Genomic DNA, 21,217 nt, shown 5'->3' with positions numbered 1-21,217 from the left:
CTAGAATCGGCAGCATGCTTCGCCCCACCGCCCTCCTGCTGTTCGCAGCTTTCTGCGCGAGCGCCCTTGCCGATCCACCACCCGAGCCCAAGGTCGAGAAGACCGTGGCCGAGGACGACCAGGTCCGCATCGAGGAGCTCAAGGTGAGGGGCGAGGCCAAGAAGGTCACGGTCAAGAACAAGAACAGCAAGGCACCGGACTACGAAATCGTCGTCAACGACGCAGGCCGCGAATCGGCTGGCGGCACCGGCACGGGCATGCCCAAGAGCGGCTCGGGCACACGGGTCTGGCGAGTTCTCAAATTCTGATCGCAGGCGGCCCCCGGGGCCGCTTTCTGGACCCATGGCCGTTTTCACTGAAGTCAGCCCGCGCCAAGCGCAAGACCTGCTGGACCATCTCGCCCTCGGGCAACTCTCCTCCTTGCGCGGCATCGGCGCGGGCATAGAGAACACCAACTACTTCGTCGACTGCAACCAGGCCGACGGCCATCTGCACCGCTATGTGCTGACGCTGTTCGAGCGCCTGACGGCCGAGCAGCTGCCCTTCTACCTGCGGCTGATGCAGCACCTGGCCCAGCGCGGCGTGCCGGTGCCCGAGCCGCATGCGGACGCCAGCGGCGAGATCCTCTTCGAGGTTGCGGGCAAGCCCGCGGCCATCGTCGACCGCCTGCATGGCGGCCACCAGCTGGCGCCGGACGCCTTCCACTGCGAACAGGTTGGCGCCACCCTGGCCCGCATGCACCTGGCCGGCCAGGACTTCCCCCTCTACCAGCCCAATCTGCGCGGCCTGCCCTGGTGGCGCGAAGTGGCGCCGCGGGTCCTTCCCTTCCTGGACGGCGCCGAAGCCGAACTGCTGCAGAGCGAGCTGGCCTACCAGGAGCAGCTGGCCGCATCGGCCCGCTACGCGGACTTGCCGAAAGGCCCCATCCACGCCGACCTCTTCCGTGACAACGTCATGTTCGAGCCCGGCGAGGGCCCGGGGCGCGAGCGCCTGACCGGCTTCTTCGACTTCTATTTCGCCGGCTGCGACACCTGGCTGTTCGATCTCGCCGTCTGCCTGAACGACTGGTGCATCGACCTCGGCGATGGCCGCCTCATCGAGGAGCGGGCCAGCGTCTTCGTCTCGTCTTATGAGAGCGTGCGGCCGCTGTCCGGCGCCGAGCATCGCCTGCTGCCCGCCCTGCTGCGCGCCGCGGCCCTGCGCTTCTGGCTGTCGCGCCTGTACGACCTGCACCTGCCCCGCGAGGCCAGCCTGCTGAAGGCCCATGACCCGCGCCATTTCGAGCGCGTGCTGCGCGAGCGCATCGCCAAGCCCTGGCATGCCCTGCATGGCGAGGTCAGCGAATGACCATGCAGTTGCACCTGCAGGACGTCCCGGCCCGCAACGGCCGGCTCTGGATACGCCACGGCTTCAAGGTCTTCCAGCGACAGCCGCTAGCCCTGGCCGGCCTGCTCGGCATCTTCCTGTTCGCCGGCTTCGCCATCGTGCTGATCCCCGGGATCGGCCTGGTGGTGACCATGGCCTCGCTGCCGCTGCTGTCGCTGGGCTTCATGCTGGCCACCCACCTCGTGCTGCAGAAGAAGACGCCCACCGTCAGCGTCTTCCTGCAGCCGCTGAAGCTGACACCCGAGCGGCGGCGCAGCCAGCTGGCGCTGTGTTTCGGCTATGCCGGCGCGATGCTCGCCATCGGCCTGATGGCCGACTGGATCGACGGCGGCAGCACGCGGGATCTGCAGAAGCTCATCGCCGAGAGCGCCGACAACGAGGCCATTGCCAACGCTGCCACCGACCCGCGCCTGTTCTGGGGCCTGGCCGCGCGGCTGACGTTGATGGGCCTGCTCTCGGTGCCCTACTGGCATGCGCCGGCACTGGTGCACTGGGGCGGCCAGGGCGTGGCCCAGGCGCTGTTCTCCAGCACGCTGGCCCTGTGGCGCAACAAGGCCGCCTTCCTGCTCAACATGCTGCTGTGGGGTGCCCTGCTGATGGCGGTGGCCAGCACCATCAGCCTCGTTTTCGGCCTGCTCGGCCTGGCGCAGTTCGCACCCGTGGTGCTGATGACCACAGGCCTGCTGCTGTCGACGGTGTTCTACGCTTCGCTGTACTTCAGCTTCGTCGACTGTTTCATGTTCGGCGCACCGCAGGACGTGCTCAGCGAACCCAAGTCATCGCCCTGACACGACAAGTTTGAAGAATTCCCGGCTCCTGTATTGCGGAGCCTTCCTTGAACCTGCCCTGCCCGTCCTGCCCTCCCACCCCCAACGAATACGACGATGACGCCATCGTCAACCCGTCGGCCAATCCCCACATGGACGACGTGCTGGCCGCGCGCCTCAGCCGCCGCCAGACGCTGCGCGGCGGCATCAGCGTCACCGCTGCCGCCCTGCTCGGCGGCGTCGGCCTGACGGCCTGCTCCGACGACGACAGCCCGGCCCCCGCACCCGCACCCGCGCCGGCTCCCACCCCGGCACCTGCGCCGGCGCCGCTCAAGATCGGCTTCACGGCGGTCGCCAAGAACAAGAACGACCTCGTCACCGTGCCCGAGGGCTACCAGGTCAGCATCCTGCACGCGCTGGGCGACCCGCTGCACTGGGGCGACGAGTCCTGGAAGGATGACGGCAGCGAGACGGCCGACTCCTACCAGCGCCGCGTCGGCGATGGTCATGACGGCATGTACTACTTCGGCCTGTCCGATGCCGGCGCCTACCAGGCCGACCGCTCCGACCGCGGCCTGCTGTGCGTCAACCACGAATACGTCGTCGCACCCTATGGCCTGCACCCCACCGGCCGCACCGCCGGTGCCGCGCGCAACGCCGCCGAGGTCGAGAAGGAGATCTACGCCCACGGCGTCAGCGTCGCCGAAGTGAAGCGCGAGACCAACGGCGCCAGCATGGTGCGCGGTTCGCGCTTCAACCGCCGCATCACCTCGGCCACGACGATGGACTTCACCGGCCCCGCGCGCGGCGCGGCGGTGCTGGCGACCAGGTTCTCCACCGGCGGCACGCAGACGCGCGGCACCAACAACAACTGCGCCAACGGCTACACGCCCTGGGGCACCTACCTGACCTGCGAGGAGAACTTCCTCAACGTCATCTCGCGCGCCGCCGGCGACGATGCCAAGCGCAGCGCCAAGGAAGTGGTTGGCCTGAACCGCTACGGCCTGCCGCAGAACCGCAAGAGCCCCTATCTGTGGGAGACCGCCGGCACGGCGGACCTGTTCGCGCGCTGGGACTCCTCGGTCAGCGGCGCCACCGCGGCCGACGACTACCGCAACACCATCAACACCTTCGGCTGGGTCGTCGAGATCGACCCTTTCGCGCCCGACTCGGTGCCCGCCAAGCGCACGGCCCTGGGCCGCTTCAACCATGAGGGCGCCTGGCCCGCGCCGGCAACGGCCGGCAAGCCCGTCGTCCTGTACCAGGGCGACGATGCGCGCAACGAGTACATCTACAAGTTCGTCTCCAAGGCCAACTGGGACGCCGCCGACGTGGGCAAGGGCCTGGTCGCCGGCGCCAAGTACCTGGACGAAGGCACGCTGTATGTGGCCAAGTTCAACGCCGACGGCACTGGCGACTGGCTGGAGCTGAGCTACGGCAAGAACGGCCTGGACGCGACGAACGCGGCCTACGCCTTCGCCGACCAGGCCGACGTCGTCACCCACGCCCGCCTGGCCGCCGACAAGCTCGGCGCCACCAAGATGGACCGCCCGGAGTGGGGTGCGGTGAACCCGCTGAACGGCGAGGTCTACATGACCCTGACCAACAACAGCAACCGTGTCGCCAACACCGCCACGCCCACCGGCAGCCAGCTCAAGCCCGACGCGGCCAACCCGCGCTACTACGAAGACATGAAGGGCACGACGGCCCAGCGCGGCAACCCCAACGGCCACATCATCCGCTGGCGCGAAGACGCGGCCAACGTCGCCAAGTTCGCCTGGGACGTCTACCTCTTCGGCGCCCAGGCCGACGCTGCGGCCGACGTCAACCTGTCCGGCCTGACCGCCGTCAACGACTTCTCCAGCCCCGACGGCCTCTACTTCGACAAGCGCGGCATGCTGTGGGTGCAGACCGACGACGGTGCCTACACCTACATCACCAACTGCATGATGCTGGCCGCCGTGCCGGGCAAGGTCGGTGACGGCGGCGCGGCCAACGCGGCCGGCGGCACCAGCACCATCAAGGGCGCCAACGCGACGGCGGACACGCTGCGCCGCTTCCTCGTCGGCCCCAAGGAGTGCGAGATCACCGGCATCGCGATGACGCCGGACAGCAAGACGCTGTTCTTCAACGTCCAGCACCCGGGCGAGGAAGGCACGCCGGACTGGGCCGGCAAGAGCTTCGGCAGCTACTGGCCGGCCAGCCAGTCCGACGCCACCGCCAAGAAGCGGCCGCGCTCGGCCACCGTCGTCGTCACCCGCAAGGACGGCGGCGAGATCGGCATCTGACGGCCCAACACGCGGCGCTTCATTCAAGGGCTGCGCGAGCAGCCCTTTTCTCATGGCATCACCGGGGCTCGGTAGCAGGAGACACGACCTCGTCGACCTCGCGCGCCGCGTCGGCACTCAGCTCACCGATCCCCGCATGGCGCCGCTGGCGGTCCTGTTGCTTGCCCAGCACCGAGTCGAGCGCCCGCGTCAATTTGTCGGCCGCGCCCTCGATGGCCTGGTGCAGGCTTTCAGCCTGGTGTTTGACCGCGATGTTCTTCAAGCCCGCCACGCGCACCTCCAGCAGGCAGCGCTTGTCGTCGGGGCCCGATTTGTCCCCGCCGTTCATGTCGCCCAGGTGAGCCTCCACATGCGTCACCTGCTCCTTGTAGTGATCGACAGCATCGCGGATCACGCCTTCGACGTGTTCGATCAGCTTCTCCCGGCCCTCGACATGGTTGTCGGTCTCGATCTGCACCTGCATTGCATTCCTTTCATCACGCGAACTCGCGCGCGTAAAAGGAAGGGGCAAGCGGCATGCCGTGCATGAAGGTCAGCGCTCCCGCGGAATCGCGTACGTGCCCGTCGCATGCGCCACCGGCTCTTCCTCGCCCTCCGAGAAGATCCACACCTCGCCCACCGCAAGCGTCTTGCCCAGCTTCATCAGCCGGCAGCGCGCGATGACGCGCCTGTCGGCGCGCGGCTTGCGCAGGAAGTTGATGGAGAGATTCGTCGTCACGGCCAGCGGCACGATGCCGATGCGCGCCAAGATGGCGAGATAGAGGGCCACATCGGCCAGCGTCATCATGACCGGGCCCGACACCGTGCCGCCCGGCCGCAGCTCGCGCTCGCCGACCGGAAGGGCGACGACGACGCTGCCGTCCTCGTCGATCTCCTCCAGCGTGCAGCTGTTTTGCGGGAACTCGGCCTTCAGGAAAGCGTTCAGCTCGGCATGTGAGGGGCGGTGTTCAGTCATGACGGGTTGCAAGCAATTGCGAGGCAGGCGGTCACGAGCCTAGCACCGCCTCCAGAATGGCCCGCAGGGAGAGCCTGCCGGAGTGCGCCCATGAACCTCGCCGAACGCGGATTCACCAAGTCCATCCCCCAGCTCCACGAGCACTATCTCGCCCCATGCTCTTCGAGCCCTTCGCCGAAGACCTGGCGGCGCGCGCCGCGGCACTGCGGCCCGGCCGGCTGCTGGAAGTGGCCGCAGGCACCGGCGTGCTGACCCGACATCTCGTCGGCGAACTGCCTGATCGCACGGACATCGTCGCCAGCGAGATCAACGCCACCATGCTGGACATGGCGGCCACGCGCGGCACCGGGAGGCCCGTCGAATGGCGGCTGGCCGACGCGACCCAGCTGCCCTTTGCCGACCAGAGTTTCGACCTCGTCGCCTGCCAGTTCGGCGTGAGCTTCTTCAGCGACCGGCCGCGCGCCTTCGCCGAGATCCGACGGGTGCTCAGGCCCGAGGGTGTCTTCCTGTTCAATGTCTGGGACCACCTCGACAGCAATGAACTGGCCGAGACCGTCACCCACGCGCTCGCCGATGCCTTTCCCGAGGACCCGCCGCGCTTCCTGGCGCGCACGCCGCACGGCTGCCACGACATCGACACGCTGCGCGATGAACTGGCCGCCGCCGGCTTCGAGCACGAAGCCGACATCGTCACGCTGTCGCTGCGCGCCCGCGCCGAGTCACCCTCCCACCCCGCCTTGGGCTTCTGCCAGGGCACGGCGCTGCGCGCCGAGATCGAGCAGCGCGCGCCGGGCCGGCTGCCGGAGCTGACCGCTCACGCGGCCCGCGCCATCGGCGACCGCTTCGGCGTCGGCGCCATCGACTCGCGCATGCAGGCTCACGTCGTCATCGTCGGCCACTGACGCCGATCGCGGCCTCCACGGCCGCCCACGGCACCAGCTTGAAGTTCTGGCGCCCCTGCGGCAGCCGCTTGTGCCCGTCCTGCACGACCAGCACGCCGCCGGCATAGGGGCCGCCCAGATTCGCGCCCGTGAGATCCAGGCCGTCGGTCTCCGACACCGCATCAATGCCCAGGGCCACGTTGTTGCCGATGGCAAAGGTGCCGCGCAGCGCGAACGGCGGCTTCAGCTCATAGACGGCATAGGAGTCGCTGCCCTGCGACGACACCACCAGCCAGCCACGCCCGGCATGGATGGCCATGCCTTCCACGTCGGGCGTCAAGGGCGGGCCGGCAGGAATGACCAGCTGGGGTGCGCTGCCGGCGGCCGCGAGGTCCTGCCGCCAGATGCCGCGCTTCTCCTCGCCGACGAAGAGGGCCTGGTTGACCTCGTCCACGACGCAGCCCTCGGGCTGGCTCTCCAGGCGAAACTGGCCGACGGGATCGGCCCGCCAGGTCTTGTTGTCGCCCGCCAGCCGCAGCCGCAGCTGCAGCACGCGCCCGTTCTTGTCATTGGGGAAGGCATCCAGCCCACCCTCGGCATTGCGGCCCACGCAGATGCCGTAGATGTCGTCCAGGTCGGTCTTCAGACGCGCCAGCTCGCTGATGCGCCCGTTCGGCGCGATGCCGAACAGCACCAGGCTGCCCTCGTCGCGCTGCGTGGCCACGGCCAGGTCGAGCTTGCGGCCTGCATAGGCCAGGCCCTGGCGCAGGTCCACGTTGTTGATGCGGCCCACCGGCAGGAACTGGCGCTCGCGGCCGTCCAGGCCGTAGACGGCCAGGCCGCGCTTCTTGTCGGTGCCCAGGACGAGGCTTTGCGCACCACGCCGCGGGTGCACCCAGATGGCGGGATCGTCCGCGGCGTCGCCGGCCTCGCGCATGGGCTCGGTCTGGCCGGTGGGCAGCACGACGGGCGGGCGAGACGCTGCCGGCGCGGCGGGATGCTCGGCCAGCCAGGCGTCCAGCTTCGCGTTCAGCGCCTTCCCGCTGGACTGCGCGTCGGTCAGCAGCAGCCGGCGGCCGGCGCGCTCGGCATTGGCCGAGACCGCCCACAGGCCCACGCCGGGTTCGGCCACATAGAGCATGGCCTCGGCATCGCGCACGCGGCAGGCGCTGGGGTCCATGGGCGTGGCCAGGCGCTGCACCGGCAGCGCACGCTCGCCATCGATCAGCCATTGCTCGGACAGGCCGTCCTTGCCGAGCAGGAAGAGCTGCAGCAGGCCCTGCGCGTCGCGGTACAGGCAGAGCTGCTCCAGCTCCACCGCCGGCGGCGCCCAGGAGGCGGCGCGCTGCAGCCTGGCGCCGCTGGCTCGCCACAGCGTGATGCGGCCGCTGTCGGCGTCCTGCACGACCGCGCCGACGTCGGCGCGCTGGTCCATGTGCTTGGCGCGCATGGCCTGGCTGTCCAGCATGCGGCCGGTGTCGTCCTGCAGTTCCAGGGCCGTCTTGGCCAGCACAAAACGATCGGCGTGGGCGCCGACGGCGCAGGCCGCCAGCGCCAGGGTCAGGAGGGCGCGCCGCATCAGTTCAGGCTCCATTTCACGCCCAGCTTGAAGCTGCGGCCGTAGCGCTCGTACTGCGCGTTCTGCGAGCGCAGCGACTGGTAGACGTAGTAGGGGCTGTTGGTCAGGTTGCTCGCCTCGAAGCTGAACTCCAGGCTGCGGCTGGGGGCGTATTTGAGCGAGAAGTCGACCTGCTTCTGGCCGTCCACGCGCAGGTCGTGGGCGGCGTCGAACACGTCGCCGACCTCGATCAGATAGGACGATTGGCGATTCATCGCCAGCCGCGTGCTGAAGCCCTGGCCTTCCCAGCCCAGGCTGAGGTTGAAGCCGCGGTCCGACTGGCTGGGCAGGCTGATGTCGCGGCCTTTGAACACGCCGCCGTCATAGCCGCCCACACGGGCCTTGGAGCGGACCAGGGTCGCATTGGCGCCGACGATGAGGCCGTTGAAGGGTGCCGGCAGGCTGCGCAGCGCCTGCGCATAGGCCAGCTCCGCGCCGCTCAGCTTCGCGCTGTCGCCGTTGGCGAAGGTGTTGACCTGGGAGAAGCCCTGCCAGCCAGGGCTGCCGGCCAGATCGGTCTGGAAGGCGAAGTCGCGGATGCGCTTGTGAAAGACATAGGCCGACAGCGTGCCGTCGCGGCCCAGGCCCTGCTCCATGCCCAGGTCGAGGTTGCGCGAGCGCAGCGGCTTGAGGCCGGGATTGCCCAGCTCGGCCTCGTCGCCGTCGATGATCATGCCGGGCGAAAGCTGCTCGAAGCTGGGCCGCACCAGCGAGTTCGTGAAGGCGGCGCGCAGCAGCAACTGGCCGCCCAGGTCCTGGCGCAGCAGCAGCGACGGCAGCCAGTGGGCTTCGCGCGAGTCCATGGCCACGGGCCGGGTCGCGCTGCCCACCAGGGCCGTGCCCCGCGCCTTGAAGGTGATGCGCTCCATGCGCAGGCCGCCCAGCAGCTGCAGGCCGCCGCGCTCCCACAGCGCCTGGCCATAGGCGGCATCCACATCCTCCTTCATGTCGAAGTCGCCGGTCACCGAGTCGGCGACGTCGCGCGAGCTGGTGAGGTTCACACCCTCCCACAACTTGCGGGCCTTGGCGCCGTCGGCCGCCAGGCCGAAGCTGCCCCAGGGATAGTCCACCGGGTCGCTGGAGGCGATGGCCGCGAAGGCAGGCGTGCCAATGGCCTTGCCCTTGAGCTTCCAGGTCTCCTGCTGGTTGTCCTTGTGGCGGCGCGTGGCCTTGGCGCCGACCTTGAACTCCAGGCTGTCGCCGCCGGCCAGTTCGAAGCTGCGCTTGAGATCCAGCTTCAGGTGGTCGACGCGATCGCGCGCGTCGCTGTCGCCGATCTTCAGGTTGTTGAGCTTGTACAGGCTGGCGTCGGCCAGGTTGGCGGGCGCCTTCAGCACGGGCCGCTCACCGTTGTCAAAGCCCAGACCGCCGGCGAACTTGGCATCGAAGGCCGACGAGGACAAGGCGTTGGGCGTGCTTTCCTCGGCGCGGCCGGCGCCCGCCTCGGCGCGCGCTTCCCAGGCCTGCACGGTGAGCTTGCCGCCCAGGGTCAGGGAGCTGGTCTTGGCCACCTCGCGGCGCAGCTTCAGCCCGCGCGACGCGAGGCCCGCGCCCTGCGCGCCCGGCGCCTGGGCAGCGTCCAGCGTGACCTTGAGGGACTGGCGCTCCTCCTCGTCGGTGAAGCGGCTGCTGAAGCCGCGCAGATAGAGCTCCTGGCCGGCAGCCGGGCGCCAGTCCAGGCTCATCGCCGCCCCGACGCGCGAGCGCAGGATGCTGTAGCGGCGCAGCTCGAACGCTTCCAGCTTGCCCTCGTCCCAGGCGCCACCGGTCTCGACGTTGTCGCTGGCAAAGCGCCGCTCGTCGCCCGACACGGCAAGGGCCAGGCCCAGCTTGCCGTCGGCAAAGCGGTCGGCATAGGTCAGCGACGCGCGCGGCCGCGTGCGGCCCACATTGGCATCGTGGTTGGCGCCGACCTCCAGCGCCAGCAGGCGCCCGGCCACGTCGAAGGCCGTCAGCGTGTTGACGCTGATGGAGCCGCCGATGCTGTTGGCATCCACCTCCGGGCTCAGCGTCTTGTTGACTTCCAGCGAGCGGATCAGGCCCGCGGGCACGACGTCCAGGCCCGGCGCGCGGCGGCCCTTCTCGGAGGCCGGCACGGTGGCGCCGTTGATGCTGACGTTGTTGTAGTCGGAGCCCATGCCGCGCACGCGCACGAAGCGGCCCTCGCCCTGGTCGCGCTCCAGCGTGACACCGGGCAGGCGGGCGAGGGCCTCGGCGGCATTCGCGTCGGGCAGCTGGCCGATGCCGTCGGCATGCACGACGCTGACGACGCCCTGGGCCTGGCGCTGCTTGTCCAGCGCCGACAGCAGGCTGGCGCGCTGGCCGGTCACGACGACGGCATCGAGCTGCTGCGGGACGGCATTCTGCGCATGCGCCGGGAAGGCGAGCACGAGCGCCAGGCCCAGCAGATTCAGGCTTGGAAGGGTGGGTTTGATGTTGTTCATGACAAGGGCGGGAAAGGCGGAAACGGCCGCGATGCTCGCGGCCGCCCAAGACGCCCGTTTGACGACGCCGTCACGAAAGCCGGGCGGCGCAAGCCAGCGGCTTGCGTGAGCCGATCCGACTCCCCCGCTGTCGCATCGCGGCGCTGTCATATGCCTTGAATACGATGAAAAGATGACGCGCCTGACCCTGCCCCCGCCGCGCCTGGCCGCCCCGCTTGCGCTGCCGGCGTGGGAGCTCTTCTATCCCTTGATCGCGTTGCTGCTGGCGGTTCTGACGCTGGCATTCGCCTACGTCGGCGACTTCAAGCCGCCGGCGCAATGGCATTGGATGGACATCCTGGGCGAAGGCGGCATGGCGGTGATGGTCGGCGTGTGGCTCGTCTATGTGCGCAGCAGCCGGCCGGCCGGCCGCGTCACCAGCTGGCTGACACTGGGACTGGCCTTCATGCTGGTGGGCGAATGGGTGGACGCGCTGGACGAGTTCTGGCGCCTGCCCAAGGCCATGGTCTGGGACAACTGGGTGGAGTCGGGCCTGACGCCGCTGGGCATGGTGATGCTGACCATCGGCCTGCACCACTGGCGCCAGGAGCAACGCGTGCTGAGCCGCCAGCTCGCCCAGCGCGAGCGCTTCTTTCGCGACCACCGCGCCGTGGACCGCGTCACCCAACTGGCCGACGCCGGCTACATGGCCCAGCAGATCCTGCTGGAGCGCGGCCTCGACCGCCCCGGCTGTGTGCTGATGCTGGGCTTCGAGGGCTTCTCGAGCTTTGCCCGCGAGCAGGGCCTCGCCGCGGCCGACCATGCGCTGGAGGCGGCCAGCATGACGCTGCTGCTGAACCTGCGCGCCGACGACCTGCTGTGCCGCTACGCAGGCGACCGCTTCGTCGTGCTGCTGCCCGGCTGCACCGAGGCCGAGGGCCAGGCGCTCGCCGACGAACTGTGCGCGGCTCTGGCCCATCTGACCCTGACCCTGCGTGACGGCAGCCGCCTGCGCCTGCCTGCGCGAGCCGCGCTGCACGGCACCGAGGGCAGCGAGCCGCCCGAGCAGATGCTGCTGGACCTGCTCAAGCGCCTATGAATCTGCAGGCGCAGATCGACGCACTGCTGCCGCTGGGCCTGGCCGGCGGCGCGGGCGCGCTGCCGCCCTACGACATCGACACGCCCTGTCTGCCCGCGGCCGATCATGCCGCACTGCTGGCCGAGTTCGCCCACCACCGCGGCGTGCCGCTGCCCTGGCCCGAGGCTGCACTGATCTCGCCGCGCGACCTGCTCGCGCTGCTGGCGCCGCTGCGCGATGCCGGTGCCGACAGCGCCTTCGTGCTGGGCCAGCTGCTGCTGCCCGGCCACTATGGCCTGGCCAGCCAGGCGCTGCTGCAGGCCACCAGCCTGCTGGAAGCCCTGCGGCTGCTGTGCCGCCACTCGGGCCGGCTCACACCGCTGCTGACGCCGCGACTGGTGCTGGACGACCGCGAACTCATCCTCGTGTGGACCGACGCCTGCGGACTGCCGGCCGGACTGCGCGGCTTCGTCGTCGACCTGCACATGAGCGCCGTCGTCGGCCTGTGTGCCTGGCGCGGCGGCCGCCCCCTGCCCTGGCGCTTCAGCTTCAACCGCACGGCACCGCGCGACCCGTCGCAGCACGCCGTGCATCTGGGGCCGGAGCTGCACTTCGGCTGCCAGGTCGACGCGATGCGGCTGCCGCGGGCACGGGCCGACGCCGCCTGGCCGGCCGCAGCCGGCCTGGCCACGACCGCGCTGGCCCGTGGCGCCGATCCGCAGTCGCTGCGCCGCGGCCTGCTGGCCGACCTGGGCGACCGGCTGCTCGGGCATATCGCCGAGCCGCCCGGCCTGGACGCCCTGGCCAGCGCCAGCGGCACCAGCCCGGCCACCCTCAAGCGCCGGCTGGCTCGCCACGGCACGCACTACCAGGCCGAGGTGGATCGCATGCGGGCCCATGTGGCCCTTTACCTGCTGGGGCCGGGCGGCCACGGCCGCGATGCCGTGGCGCGGGCCCTGGGCTATTTCGACGGCGCCAACTTCCGGCGCTCCTTCAAGCGCTGGACCGGCATCGCACCGGGGCACTGGGCAGCGCCGGCCGGCTGCGCCGCCCAGGCCTAGTCGATCGGCGTCAGCTTGGCCACCGACAAGGCCAGCCACTTCGTCCCGTGGCGGCCGAAGTTGACCTGGGCGCGTGCATCCGTGCCCGTGCCTTCCAGCGTCAGCAGCACGCCCTCGCCGAACTTGGTGTGGAAGACACCCTTGCCGACGCGCAGGCCGCCATGCTCCTCGGAGACCTTCTGCTTCATGCTGGCGGGGACGGGCGGCTCCACCCAGGCCGCCTTCTGAACATTGCCGGCGCCCACCATGCCCTTGAGGCCCGTGCCGCGCTGCCAGGCGTTCTGGTACTCCCGCGCAAAGCCAGAGCCGAAGCCCTGGTTGCGCGGCGTCAGCCACTTCAGCGCTTCCTCGGGCAGCTCGTCGAAGAAGCGGCTCTTGATGTGATAACGCGTCTGTCCGTGCAGCATGCGCGTCTGGCAGAAGCTGAGTGACAGCTTCTTGCGCGCCCGCGTGATGGCCACATACATGAGGCGGCGTTCCTCCTCCAACCCGTCGTGGTCGGACATGGAGTTCTCGTGCGGGAACAGGCCTTCCTCCAGGCCGGTGATGAAGACGGCGTCGAACTCCAGGCCCTTGGCGGAGTGCACGGTCATCAGCTGCACGGCGTCCTGGCCGGCCTGGGCCTGGTTGTCGCCGGCCTCCAGCGAGGCATGCGTCAGGAAGGCCACCAGCGGCGACATGATCTCGCCGGTCTCGGCGTCGGGCACCGCACCCGGCGTGCCGGCTTCAGCAACTTCGTCCACCGGCAGGCCGACGGCGTTCTTGCCGAAGCCCTCCTGCATGACGAAGGCCTCGGCCGCGTTGATCAGTTCGTCCAGGTTCTCCAGCCGCTCGGCGCCGTCCTTGTCGGTGCGGTAGAAGTCCAGCAGGCCCGAGGTCTCCAGCACCTGCTCGATGATCTCGCGCAGCGTCATGCCCTGGGTCAGGTTGCGCGTCGAGTCGATCAGCTGCGTGAAGGCGACCAGGTTGGCGCCGCCCTTGCCGGGAATGGCGCCCACGCTCTGATAGAGGCTGCGACCCGAGGCCTTGGCCGCGTCCTGCAGGTTCTCCAATGTCTTGGCGCCGATGCCGCGCGTCGGGAAGTTGACGACGCGCAGGAAGCTGGTGTCGTCGTTGGCGTTCTCCAGCAGGCGCAGATAGGCCAGCGCATGCTTCACTTCAGCCCGCTCGAAGAAGCGCAGTCCGCCGTAGACGCGGTAAGGGATGCCCGAGTTGAACAGCGCCGACTCGATGACCCGCGACTGCGCATTGCTGCGGTAGAGGATGGCGATCTCCTGCCGGTCCAGACCGCCGCGGTGCAGGCTCTGGATCTCCTCGATGACCCACTGCGCCTCGGCGAAGTCGCTGGGTGCCTCCTGCACGCGGATGGGCTCGCCCTGGCCGGCATCGGTGCGCAGCGTCTTGCCCAGGCGCTGGGTGTTGCGGCTGATCAGCTCGTTGGCGGCGTCCAGGATGTGGCCGAAGCTGCGGTAGTTCTGCTCCAGCTTGATGACCTTCTTCACGCGGTACTCGCGCTCGAAGTCGGCCATGTTGCCGACGCGCGCGCCACGGAAGGCGTAGATGCTCTGGTCGTCGTCGCCGACGGCCAGCACGCTCTGGCCGTCATCGCGCCCCGGCGGCGCGAACATCTTCAGCCAGGCGTATTGCAGCTTGTTGGTGTCCTGAAACTCGTCCACCAGGATGTGACGGAAGCGCCGCTGGTAATGCTCGCGCACGGCCGCGTTGTCGCGCAGCAGTTCGTAGGAGCGCAGCATCAGCTCGGCGAAGTCGACGACACCCTCGCGCTGGCATTGGTCCTCGTAGTTCGCATAGATCTCGACGAGCTTCTTGGTCTGTTCGTCGCGCTGCTCCACGTCGCCGGGGCGCAGGCCGTCTTCCTTGCAGCCGGCGATGAACCAGCCGACCTGCTTGGGCACGAAGCGCTCTTCGTCCAGCTTCATGGCCTTGATGACGCGCTTGACAGCCGAGGTCGTGTCGCTGGCGTCCAGGATCTGGAAGGCCTGGGGCAGGTTGGCCAGCTTCCAGTGGGCGCGCAGAAAGCGGTTGCACAGGCCGTGGAAGGTGCCTATCCACATGCCGCGCACATTGAAGGGCAGCATGGTGGACAGGCGCGCCAGCATCTCCTTGGCGGCCTTGTTCGTGAAGGTCACGGCCATCACGCCGCCGGGGCTCACCTGGCCGGTGTTTAGCAGCCAGGCGATGCGGGTGGTCAGCACACGGGTCTTGCCGGAGCCGGCGCCGGCCAGGATCAGGGCCGGTTCCGGTGCCGCGGTCACGGCGGCCAGTTGCTCGGGGTTGAGATTGCGCAGCAGGGGGCTGGAGGCGGCGTCGACCGCAGCGTCGACAGGGAAGGAAGTCATCGCCGCATTTTAGGGAACCCCCTCTTACAGACTTGGCAGGTGGCCGCCGCCGTTCGATGAGCTCGTTGGAGATACTTCTGGTTTTCCCGTAATACCCGACTTCAAGAATGCCACGTTTCACTGTCGCCCTCGGCACTCTCGCCCTCGCTCTCACCACGCAATCCACCCAGGCCCAGGACACCCCCGATGGCAAATGGCACGGCGGCCTCAGCGTCTCCGGCGCCCTGGCCAGCGGCAACAGCAGCAGCAAGACCCTGGCCGCCAACGCCGACGCCAGCGTCGCGACGGCCGAAGACAAGCTCAGCCTCTATGGCCTGGCCAACTACGGGCGCAACAAGATCAACGGCATCGACACCACCACGGCCAATCTGCTGCGCCTGGGCGGCCGCTACGACTTCAACCTCGGCCCGCAGTGGTTCTCCTTCGGCGGCGCGGAAGGCGAGACCAACAAGGCCGGCGGCGTGAGCGATCGCTACAGCCTCAACGGCGGTCTCGGCTACCACCTGATCAAGGACGATGCCAACAGCTGGGATGTCTTCACCGGTCTGGGCTACACCGCCACCCGCCTCACCGACGGCAGCAAGGCCAACGGCGTGCAGGTGCTGCTCGGCGAAGAGTCCAGCCACAAGCTCAGCGAGACCACGTCGCTGAAGCAGCGCCTCGTCTACTACCCCGGCGGCGGCGACCTCGGCAACCGTGCCACCTTCGACGCCGGCCTGGCCACGCAGATCATGGGCGGCTGGACGCTGAACGCCGGCCTGTCCAGCCGCTATGCCAGCCGCGTGCCCGTGGGCACGAAGAAAACCGACAACCTCTTCACCGTCGGCTTCGGCTACAAGTTCTGATTCAGCGGCCTTTGCGCACCTTGCCGGCCCGGCCGGCCTTGGACCATTCATAGGCCTCGCCATCGGGCGTCCTGCCGCCCTCCACGGCCGACACGCCGGGCTTGCCCACGCTCTCGTCCAGCTCGGTCGAGATGCTGACGTGGCGGTGTCCGGCCCGACGCCTCTCCTCGGCGCAGGCCAGGGCCTGCGTCAATTCCTTGCTGCTGAAGAACTGGCAGGCGGGCGCGACATCCTCACCCTCGCCTTCCAGCCAATACACGACGATGCCCAAGCCGATCTCCGGTTTCAGTGTCGGGCCGCAAGCCTAGCCGCTATCCAGCGCCCGATCTCGCGCTCGAGCACATCCAGCGGCATGGGGCCGCCGCGCAGCACCGCATCGTGGAAGTCACGCAGGTCAAAGCGCGCGCCCAGTTCCCGCTCGGCCTTCTCGCGCAGCGCGCGGATGCGCAGCTCGCCCAGCTTGTAGCCCAGAGCCTGGGCTGGCCAGCCGATGTAGCGGTCCACCTCGGTGTCGATGAAGCCCGCCCCGAGCGCCGTGTGCTCGCGCAGATAGGCCACGGCCTGCTCGCGCGTCCAGCCCTTGGCATGCAGGCCGGTGTCCACGACCAGGCGGCAGGCGCGCCAGATCTCGAAGGACAGGCGCCCGAAGTGCTCATAGGCATCGCGGTAGAGGCCCATCTCCACGCCCAGGTGCTCGGCATACAGGGCCCAGCCCTCGACATAGGCATTCAGGTCGTCCAGGCGGCGGAAGGCCGGCAGGTCGCCCCTCTCCTGCGCCAGCGCGATCTGCAGGTGATGGCCCGGCACGCCCTCGTGCAGGGTCCAGGCCGTCAGGCTGTAGAGCGGGCTGTGCTCCACCGCATCGAAGTTGACCAGCACCGTGCCGGCCACACCCTGCTTCAGGCTGCCCGGGTTGTAGCCGGAAGAGGAGTCCTTCATTTCCGGCGCCACCACGCGCACCCCATAGCTCAGCTGAGGCAGGCGCCGGAACCAGGCCGGCAGCAGCGCATCGGCGCGCTTGGCGATGTCACGGGTGCGGGTCACGTAGTCGTCCAGGCTGGCGGCCCGGAATCGCGGGTCCGCGCGCAGCTGATCGGAGAAGGCCGACAGGCTGCCGCTGAAGCCGGCGCTGGCCATCACCTGCCGCATCTCCGCCTCGATACGCGCCACCTCCTTCAGCCCCAGCGCGTGGATGTCCTCGGGCGACATGCGCGTGGAGGCCTGGCGGCGGATCAGATAGGCGTAGTAGGCGGGGCCGTCGGGCACGGCCGAGATGCCCAGCGAATCAGTCGCCGCCGGCACCACCATGCGCTCGAACAGCTCGGCCATCTCGCGCTCGGCCGGCTTCACGGCCTGCTGCACCAGCGCCAAGCCCTCGGCCCACAGCCGGGCACGCAGGGGCTTTGGCAATCCGTCCAGCGGCTTCAGCAGCGCATGGTCCTGCGCCGGCTGCCCGGCCCGCGCCCGCAGGGTCGCCGCGGCACGCGCGGCGATCAGCTTGGGCCGCACAAAGCCGCTGGCCGCGCCGCGCTTCAGGTTCTCGGCCTGTGCCCGGTAGTAGGCCGGGAAGGCGGCGATCTTGGCCAGCCAGGCGCGCGCCTGCACCTCATCGCGCAGCACGACGCTGTCGGCCGCGTAGTTGGGCACGGTGTAGAACCCGTCGCCCCCGATATAGGGCAGGCGGGCCTCGTCGAACGACAGGCCCTGCAGGTCCAGTTCGACCCGCTCGGCCAGCAAGTCGCGGCTCAAGGCGTCCTCTGGCGCCAACCTGGCCTTGGCGAGAGCGGCGAGGCGGGCGTGCAGTTGCTGCAGGCGCTGGCGGCGCGCGGCCAGGGCGGCGGCGCTGTCGTCGGGCCATTGCGCCAGCGCGGCGGCGTCGCCCAGCAGGGCGGCACGCAGGGGGTCGGTGGCGCGCAGATGCTGGTCGTAGTCGGCCAGCACGGCCCGCCAGGAAGAAGTGCCGCCTGACGGCGCGGCAACAGCCAGCGGCAGGCCGGCCAGCAGGGGCAGCAGAGGCAACAGGGCGAGGCGGACGGCTCGAAGCATGCGGGCTCCCGGATTGGCGCCGGCATGATGGCATGCCCAACTACTTGCCAAAAGCAACCATATTGGCCATGATGCCGCCATGAGCACCCCGAACCAGGCCCTCGACGTCCGCGCCTTCAACCGCTTCTACACGCGCCGCATCGGCGTGCTGTCGCCCAAGCTGGACAGCGACTTCACCCTGCCCGAGGCGCGGCTGATGTGGGAGCTGGCCCACCACGCGCCGATCAGCGCGTCGACGCTGAGCAAGAGCCTGCAGCTGGACGCCGGCTATATGAGCCGGCTGCTGCGCGGCCTGAAGAACCGCGGCCTGCTGGCCGAACAAGCCCACCCCAGCGACGGCCGCCAGACCCTGCTCAAGCTCAGTGCCGCCGGCAAGCGCGCCTTCGTGCCGCTGGACCGCGAGGGCACGGCCAAGGCCCAGGCCATGCTGGAGCCGCTGTCCGATGTGCAACGCCAGGCCGTGCTGAGCTCCATGGCCCGCATCCAGGCCACGCTGGAGCCCGATGCGACCGCACCGGTGGAACTGCGCGCCCCCCAGCCCGGCGACCTGGGCTGGATCGTCGAGCGGCATGGCGCCTTCTATGCCCCCGCCTACGGCCTGGACCAGCGCTTCGAGGCCCTGGTGGCGCGCATCTGCGCCGACTTCGTCGACCGCTTCCAGCCCGAGCGCGAGGCCTGCTGGATCGCCGCGCGCGGCACCGAGCGGCTGGGCAGCGTCATGCTCGTGCAGGCCCGCAACGACAGCAACGGCCGGTTGCGTCCCGGTGTGGCCCAGCTGCGCCTGCTGCTGCTGGAGCCGCATGCGCGCGGCCTGGGCCTGGGCAAGCGCCTGGTGCGCCAGTGCAGCGACTTCGCCCGCGCCGCCGGCTACCAGCGCATCACGCTGTGGACACAGAGCGCGCTGACCTCCGCCCGCGCCATCTACGCGGCCGAGGGCTACCAGCTCGTCAGCAGCGAGCCCATGGACAGCTTTGGCCAGCAGGTGGTCAGCGAGCGCTGGGAGTTGACGCTCTAGCCCCGGCCGCACCAGCGGCGTGCGGGGCGCTGCACGCTGATGGGGCCAGGAGCGCGCAGCGGCCCTCCCGGGCGTGAGCCAATGCGCAATCTGCGGGCATGACGCGTTGGCATGCGAATTGCGCCGTCCCCGCGCATGACAAGCAATCGGGGCCTCAGCATGCCGGCCGCGTCCATCCAGTTCGGACCGCCGCGCCATCTCCCGACGCCGGCCGCCGCCTGCCCCCAGCATCTCGAACAGGCCGCCGGCTTCGGCCAATGGTGGTACGACCCGCAGACCGGCGTCACCCATCTGTCGCCCACGGCGGCCGAGTACCTCGAGACGCCCAGCCGCTCGGCCAGCGGCCTGGACAGCTGCTTTGCCCATGTCGCCGAGGACGACCTGCCCGGCCTGACGCGCCTGTGGACCGGCGCCCCGGCCCAGCAGCCGCTGGAGGTCCGCGTCGCCGGCCTGGCCCGCGGCCTGCGCTGGCTGCGCGTGACACCGCTGCCGCCCGACCCGGCCCGGCCGCGCTGGCGCCATGGCCTGCTGCAGGACGTCACCGACCTGACCCACGCCGCCGTGCGTGAGCGCCTGGGCTATGCGCTGACCGAATACCTGGTCGGCACCCACACGCTGGAAGACGCCATCAGCAACGTCATCCAGCTGATCTGCCGCAACCTCGGCTGGGAATGGGGGGCCTACTGGAGCATGGAGGCCGGCGATGGCCGCCTGCATTGCCGCCACTTCTGGCATCAGCCCGATGCCCGGCTGGAGCAGTTCAGCAGCGTCAGCGCCTCGCTGACCATGGCGCCCAGCGAAGGCCTGGTCGGCCGCGTCTGGGCCACCGGCGCCGCCGAGTGGGTGGAGGACATGAGCACCGACCCGCGCTTCCTGCGCCGCGGCAGCGCGCAGATGTGCGGCCTGTGGTCGGGCTATGTCTTCCCGGTCATCTATGCCTCGGACGACGGCGAGCGCCACCGCCCCGGCGTGCTCGAGTTCTACAGCAGCCTGGCGCGCCAGCCCGAGGCCCAGTTGCCCAAGGTCTCGGCCACCATCGGCGCGCTGATCGCCCAGACCGCCCAGCGCCTGGAGACCGAGGCCGTCATCCACCGCATGGCCCAGGTGGACGAGATGACGGAGCTGGACAACCGCGCCCATTTCTACGCCCAGCTGAACCGCCATTGCGCCATCAGCCACCACCAGGGCCGGCGCTTCGCGCTGATGTTCATCGACCTGGACCGCTTCAAGCCCATCAACGACGCCTTCGGCCACGAGGCCGGCAATGCGGTGCTGCAGGAGTTCGCGCGCCGCTTGCGCGGGCTGGCACCGCCGCCCGCCCGCGTCGGCCGCCTGGGCGGCGACGAGTTCGCCGTGCTGGTGCCGGACAGCGGCGACGAGCAGGCGCTGGCGGCACTGGTCGACGCGGTGCTCGCCGCCGCCAGCCGGCCCTTCGGCTACGAGGGCGTGGCCCTGACCGTGTCGGCCAGCATCGGCGTCAGCCGCTATCCCGAGAACGGGCAGAGCGGCCCCGAGCTGCTGCGCAGCGCCGATGCGGCCATGTACCGCGTCAAGCAGAACGGCCGCAACGGCAGCAATGTGTTCTCCACCAGCAGCCCCGACACCCTGGCCCAGCAGCGCGCCAAGCTGGCCCAGCGCCTGGCCATCGAGACCGAGCTGCACGAGGCCCTGCAGACGGAGCAGCTGCACCTGGTCTACCAGCCCATCGTCGACATCGCCTCGGGCGCCCTGCACGGCGTCGAGGCGCTGCTGCGCTGGCACAAGCCCGATGGCAGCGTGGTGCCGCCCGACGTCTTCATCCCCATCGCCGAGCAGAGCGACCTCATCGTCGACATCGGCCGCTGGGTGCTGGGCCAGACCCTGCGCGACATCGCCTCGCTGAAGGGCGGCGCGCTGGAGAAGCTCAAGGTGCACGTCAACATGGCGGCCTCGGAATTCACCAGCAGCACCCTGCCCGAGATGCTCGGCGCCATGTCGGCCGGCCTCGAGGTGCCGGCCTCGCAGGTCGTGCTGGAGCTGACCGAAGGCATGCTGATGCGCCAGCCCGAGCAGGTGAAGCGCGTCATGCACCAGCTGCGCGACATCGGCTTCGAGATCTCCCTGGACGACTTCGGCATGGGCCATTCCTCGCTGGCCATGCTGAAGAGCCTGCCCATCAGCTCGCTGAAGATCGACCGCAGCTTCGTGCGCGACCTGCCCAGCGGCGAGCGTGACCGCGCCATCGCCCAGACCATCGTCGACCTGGGCCGGCATCTGCAGCTGGAGGTCATCGCCGAGGGCATCGAAAGCGCCGAGCAGCTGGCCGTGCTGGGCGAGTGCGGCTGCGGCTTCGGCCAGGGCTGGCTGCTGGGACGGCCGCTGCCGCTGAACGCCTTGATACATGCCTTTCCGCAAGGCCGGGCGCGCTGATTGCTCCGCCTGCACCGGCGCCTGTAGAGTCGGATGACAGCAGCGTCGGAGCCTGCCGGCTGGCGGGCCGCCGCCGTCGCCTGGA

17 protein-coding genes are annotated in these 21,217 nt (G+C 69.7%); 10 read left to right on the top strand and 7 right to left on the bottom strand.

From position 1 onward, the window contains the following. Positions 1–14 precede the first annotated feature (14 nt). The 4 genes from AC07OY_RS04515 (at position 15) to AC07OY_RS04500 (ending at position 4,441) form a co-directional block, all read left to right on the top strand. Positions 15–308, top strand: coding sequence for a hypothetical protein (locus AC07OY_RS04515; RefSeq protein WP_495041331.1), 294 nt, complete (start codon positions 15–17; stop codon positions 306–308). A gap of 34 nt (positions 309–342) precedes the next feature. Next, positions 343–1,347, top strand: coding sequence for a homoserine kinase (locus tag AC07OY_RS04510; protein ID WP_495041330.1), 1,005 nt, complete (start codon positions 343–345; stop codon positions 1,345–1,347). Further along, on the top strand, positions 1,344–2,174 hold the full coding sequence (locus tag AC07OY_RS04505) for a BPSS1780 family membrane protein (protein WP_495041329.1): 831 nt from the start codon (positions 1,344–1,346) through the stop codon (positions 2,172–2,174). The genes AC07OY_RS04510 and AC07OY_RS04505 overlap by 4 nt, the downstream gene beginning before the upstream one ends. Positions 2,175–2,305: 131 nt before the next feature. After that, on the top strand, positions 2,306–4,441 hold the full coding sequence (locus AC07OY_RS04500; RefSeq protein WP_495041974.1) for a PhoX family protein: 2,136 nt from the start codon (positions 2,306–2,308) through the stop codon (positions 4,439–4,441). Positions 4,442–4,499: 58 nt separating this feature from the next. Here AC07OY_RS04500 and AC07OY_RS04495 read toward each other — a convergent pair whose 3' ends face one another. Next, positions 4,500–4,904 (bottom strand): HPF/RaiA family ribosome-associated protein, encoded by a 405-nt coding sequence (locus AC07OY_RS04495; RefSeq protein ID WP_495041328.1) that lies wholly within the window; start codon positions 4,902–4,904, stop codon positions 4,500–4,502. Positions 4,905–4,973: 69 nt separating this feature from the next. Further along, complete coding sequence (locus AC07OY_RS04490; RefSeq protein ID WP_495041327.1) at positions 4,974–5,396, bottom strand: PaaI family thioesterase; 423 nt, start codon at positions 5,394–5,396, stop codon at positions 4,974–4,976. A 155-nt stretch (positions 5,397–5,551) separates the two neighbouring features. On the opposite strand from AC07OY_RS04490, the gene AC07OY_RS04485 reads away from it, so the two are divergent. Next, a complete protein-coding gene (locus tag AC07OY_RS04485; protein ID WP_495041326.1) occupies positions 5,552–6,298 on the top strand; it encodes a class I SAM-dependent methyltransferase in 747 nt (248 codons plus the stop codon). On the opposite strand, the gene AC07OY_RS04480 is transcribed toward AC07OY_RS04485, so the two are convergent. After that, positions 6,282–7,871, bottom strand: a complete 1,590-nt coding sequence (locus tag AC07OY_RS04480; RefSeq protein ID WP_495041325.1) for a phytase — start codon at positions 7,869–7,871, stop codon at positions 6,282–6,284. The genes AC07OY_RS04485 and AC07OY_RS04480 overlap by 17 nt on opposite strands. Then, positions 7,856–10,339, bottom strand: coding sequence for a TonB-dependent receptor (locus AC07OY_RS04475; protein WP_495041324.1), 2,484 nt, complete (start codon positions 10,337–10,339; stop codon positions 7,856–7,858). Before AC07OY_RS04475 ends, AC07OY_RS04480 begins: the two co-directional genes overlap by 16 nt. A 172-nt stretch (positions 10,340–10,511) precedes the next feature. On the opposite strand from AC07OY_RS04475, the gene AC07OY_RS04470 reads away from it, so the two are divergent. After that, positions 10,512–11,417 carry a GGDEF domain-containing protein gene (locus tag AC07OY_RS04470; protein WP_495041323.1) on the top strand — a complete coding sequence of 302 codons (906 nt, stop codon included), beginning with the start codon at positions 10,512–10,514 and terminating at the stop codon, positions 11,415–11,417. Further along, positions 11,414–12,457 (top strand): AraC family transcriptional regulator ligand-binding domain-containing protein, encoded by a 1,044-nt coding sequence (locus tag AC07OY_RS04465; RefSeq protein ID WP_495041322.1) that lies wholly within the window; start codon positions 11,414–11,416, stop codon positions 12,455–12,457. The genes AC07OY_RS04470 and AC07OY_RS04465 overlap by 4 nt, the downstream gene beginning before the upstream one ends. Here AC07OY_RS04465 and AC07OY_RS04460 read toward each other — a convergent pair. Next, complete coding sequence (locus tag AC07OY_RS04460; protein WP_495041321.1) at positions 12,454–14,817, bottom strand: UvrD-helicase domain-containing protein; 2,364 nt, start codon at positions 14,815–14,817, stop codon at positions 12,454–12,456. The two genes, AC07OY_RS04465 and AC07OY_RS04460, sit on opposite strands and share 4 nt — an antisense overlap. A gap of 107 nt (positions 14,818–14,924) precedes the next feature. Here AC07OY_RS04460 and AC07OY_RS04455 point away from each other — a divergent pair, with 107 nt between their 5' ends. Then, on the top strand, positions 14,925–15,662 hold the full coding sequence (locus tag AC07OY_RS04455; protein WP_495041320.1) for a DUF481 domain-containing protein: 738 nt from the start codon (positions 14,925–14,927) through the stop codon (positions 15,660–15,662). 1 nt (position 15,663) lies between these two features. Here AC07OY_RS04455 and AC07OY_RS04450 read toward each other — a convergent pair whose 3' ends face one another. Both AC07OY_RS04450 and AC07OY_RS04445 read right to left on the bottom strand, forming a co-directional pair. After that, a complete protein-coding gene (locus AC07OY_RS04450) occupies positions 15,664–15,933 on the bottom strand; it encodes a hypothetical protein (protein ID WP_495041319.1) in 270 nt (89 codons plus the stop codon). A 14-nt stretch (positions 15,934–15,947) separates the two neighbouring features. Further along, positions 15,948–17,708, bottom strand: a complete 1,761-nt coding sequence (locus tag AC07OY_RS04445; RefSeq protein WP_495041318.1) for a DUF885 domain-containing protein — start codon at positions 17,706–17,708, stop codon at positions 15,948–15,950. Between the two features lie 79 nt (positions 17,709–17,787). On the opposite strand from AC07OY_RS04445, the gene AC07OY_RS04440 reads away from it, so the two are divergent. Together AC07OY_RS04440 and AC07OY_RS04435 are read left to right on the top strand one after the other, a co-directional pair. Then, positions 17,788–18,723 (top strand): bifunctional helix-turn-helix transcriptional regulator/GNAT family N-acetyltransferase, encoded by a 936-nt coding sequence (locus AC07OY_RS04440; RefSeq protein ID WP_495041317.1) that lies wholly within the window; start codon positions 17,788–17,790, stop codon positions 18,721–18,723. Positions 18,724–18,858: 135 nt separating this feature from the next. Continuing rightward, positions 18,859–21,132, top strand: a complete 2,274-nt coding sequence (locus tag AC07OY_RS04435) for a putative bifunctional diguanylate cyclase/phosphodiesterase (RefSeq protein WP_495041316.1) — start codon at positions 18,859–18,861, stop codon at positions 21,130–21,132. Positions 21,133–21,217: the final 85 nt, after the last annotated feature.

This window comes from Roseateles sp. GW821-FHT09H10 (assembly GCF_059415865.1).
Note: the sequence above shows the minus strand (reverse complement) of the source record. Positions and strands in the feature narration are given on the sequence as shown.

Coding starts and splice junctions, on each gene's coding strand:
- AC07OY_RS04515 (WP_495041331.1), top strand. CDS start 15: ATGCTTCGCCCCACCGCCCTCCTGCTGTTCGCAGCTTTCTGCGCGAGC.
- AC07OY_RS04510 (WP_495041330.1), top strand. CDS start 343: ATGGCCGTTTTCACTGAAGTCAGCCCGCGCCAAGCGCAAGACCTGCTG.
- AC07OY_RS04505 (WP_495041329.1), top strand. CDS start 1,344: ATGACCATGCAGTTGCACCTGCAGGACGTCCCGGCCCGCAACGGCCGG.
- AC07OY_RS04500 (WP_495041974.1), top strand. CDS start 2,306: ATGGACGACGTGCTGGCCGCGCGCCTCAGCCGCCGCCAGACGCTGCGC.
- AC07OY_RS04495 (WP_495041328.1), bottom strand. CDS start 4,904: ATGCAGGTGCAGATCGAGACCGACAACCATGTCGAGGGCCGGGAGAAG.
- AC07OY_RS04490 (WP_495041327.1), bottom strand. CDS start 5,396: ATGACTGAACACCGCCCCTCACATGCCGAGCTGAACGCTTTCCTGAAG.
- AC07OY_RS04485 (WP_495041326.1), top strand. CDS start 5,552: ATGCTCTTCGAGCCCTTCGCCGAAGACCTGGCGGCGCGCGCCGCGGCA.
- AC07OY_RS04480 (WP_495041325.1), bottom strand. CDS start 7,871: ATGGAGCCTGAACTGATGCGGCGCGCCCTCCTGACCCTGGCGCTGGCG.
- AC07OY_RS04475 (WP_495041324.1), bottom strand. CDS start 10,339: ATGAACAACATCAAACCCACCCTTCCAAGCCTGAATCTGCTGGGCCTG.
- AC07OY_RS04470 (WP_495041323.1), top strand. CDS start 10,512: ATGACGCGCCTGACCCTGCCCCCGCCGCGCCTGGCCGCCCCGCTTGCG.
- AC07OY_RS04465 (WP_495041322.1), top strand. CDS start 11,414: ATGAATCTGCAGGCGCAGATCGACGCACTGCTGCCGCTGGGCCTGGCC.
- AC07OY_RS04460 (WP_495041321.1), bottom strand. CDS start 14,817: ATGACTTCCTTCCCTGTCGACGCTGCGGTCGACGCCGCCTCCAGCCCC.
- AC07OY_RS04455 (WP_495041320.1), top strand. CDS start 14,925: ATGCCACGTTTCACTGTCGCCCTCGGCACTCTCGCCCTCGCTCTCACC.
- AC07OY_RS04445 (WP_495041318.1), bottom strand. CDS start 17,708: ATGCTTCGAGCCGTCCGCCTCGCCCTGTTGCCTCTGCTGCCCCTGCTG.
- AC07OY_RS04440 (WP_495041317.1), top strand. CDS start 17,788: ATGAGCACCCCGAACCAGGCCCTCGACGTCCGCGCCTTCAACCGCTTC.
- AC07OY_RS04435 (WP_495041316.1), top strand. CDS start 18,859: ATGACAAGCAATCGGGGCCTCAGCATGCCGGCCGCGTCCATCCAGTTC.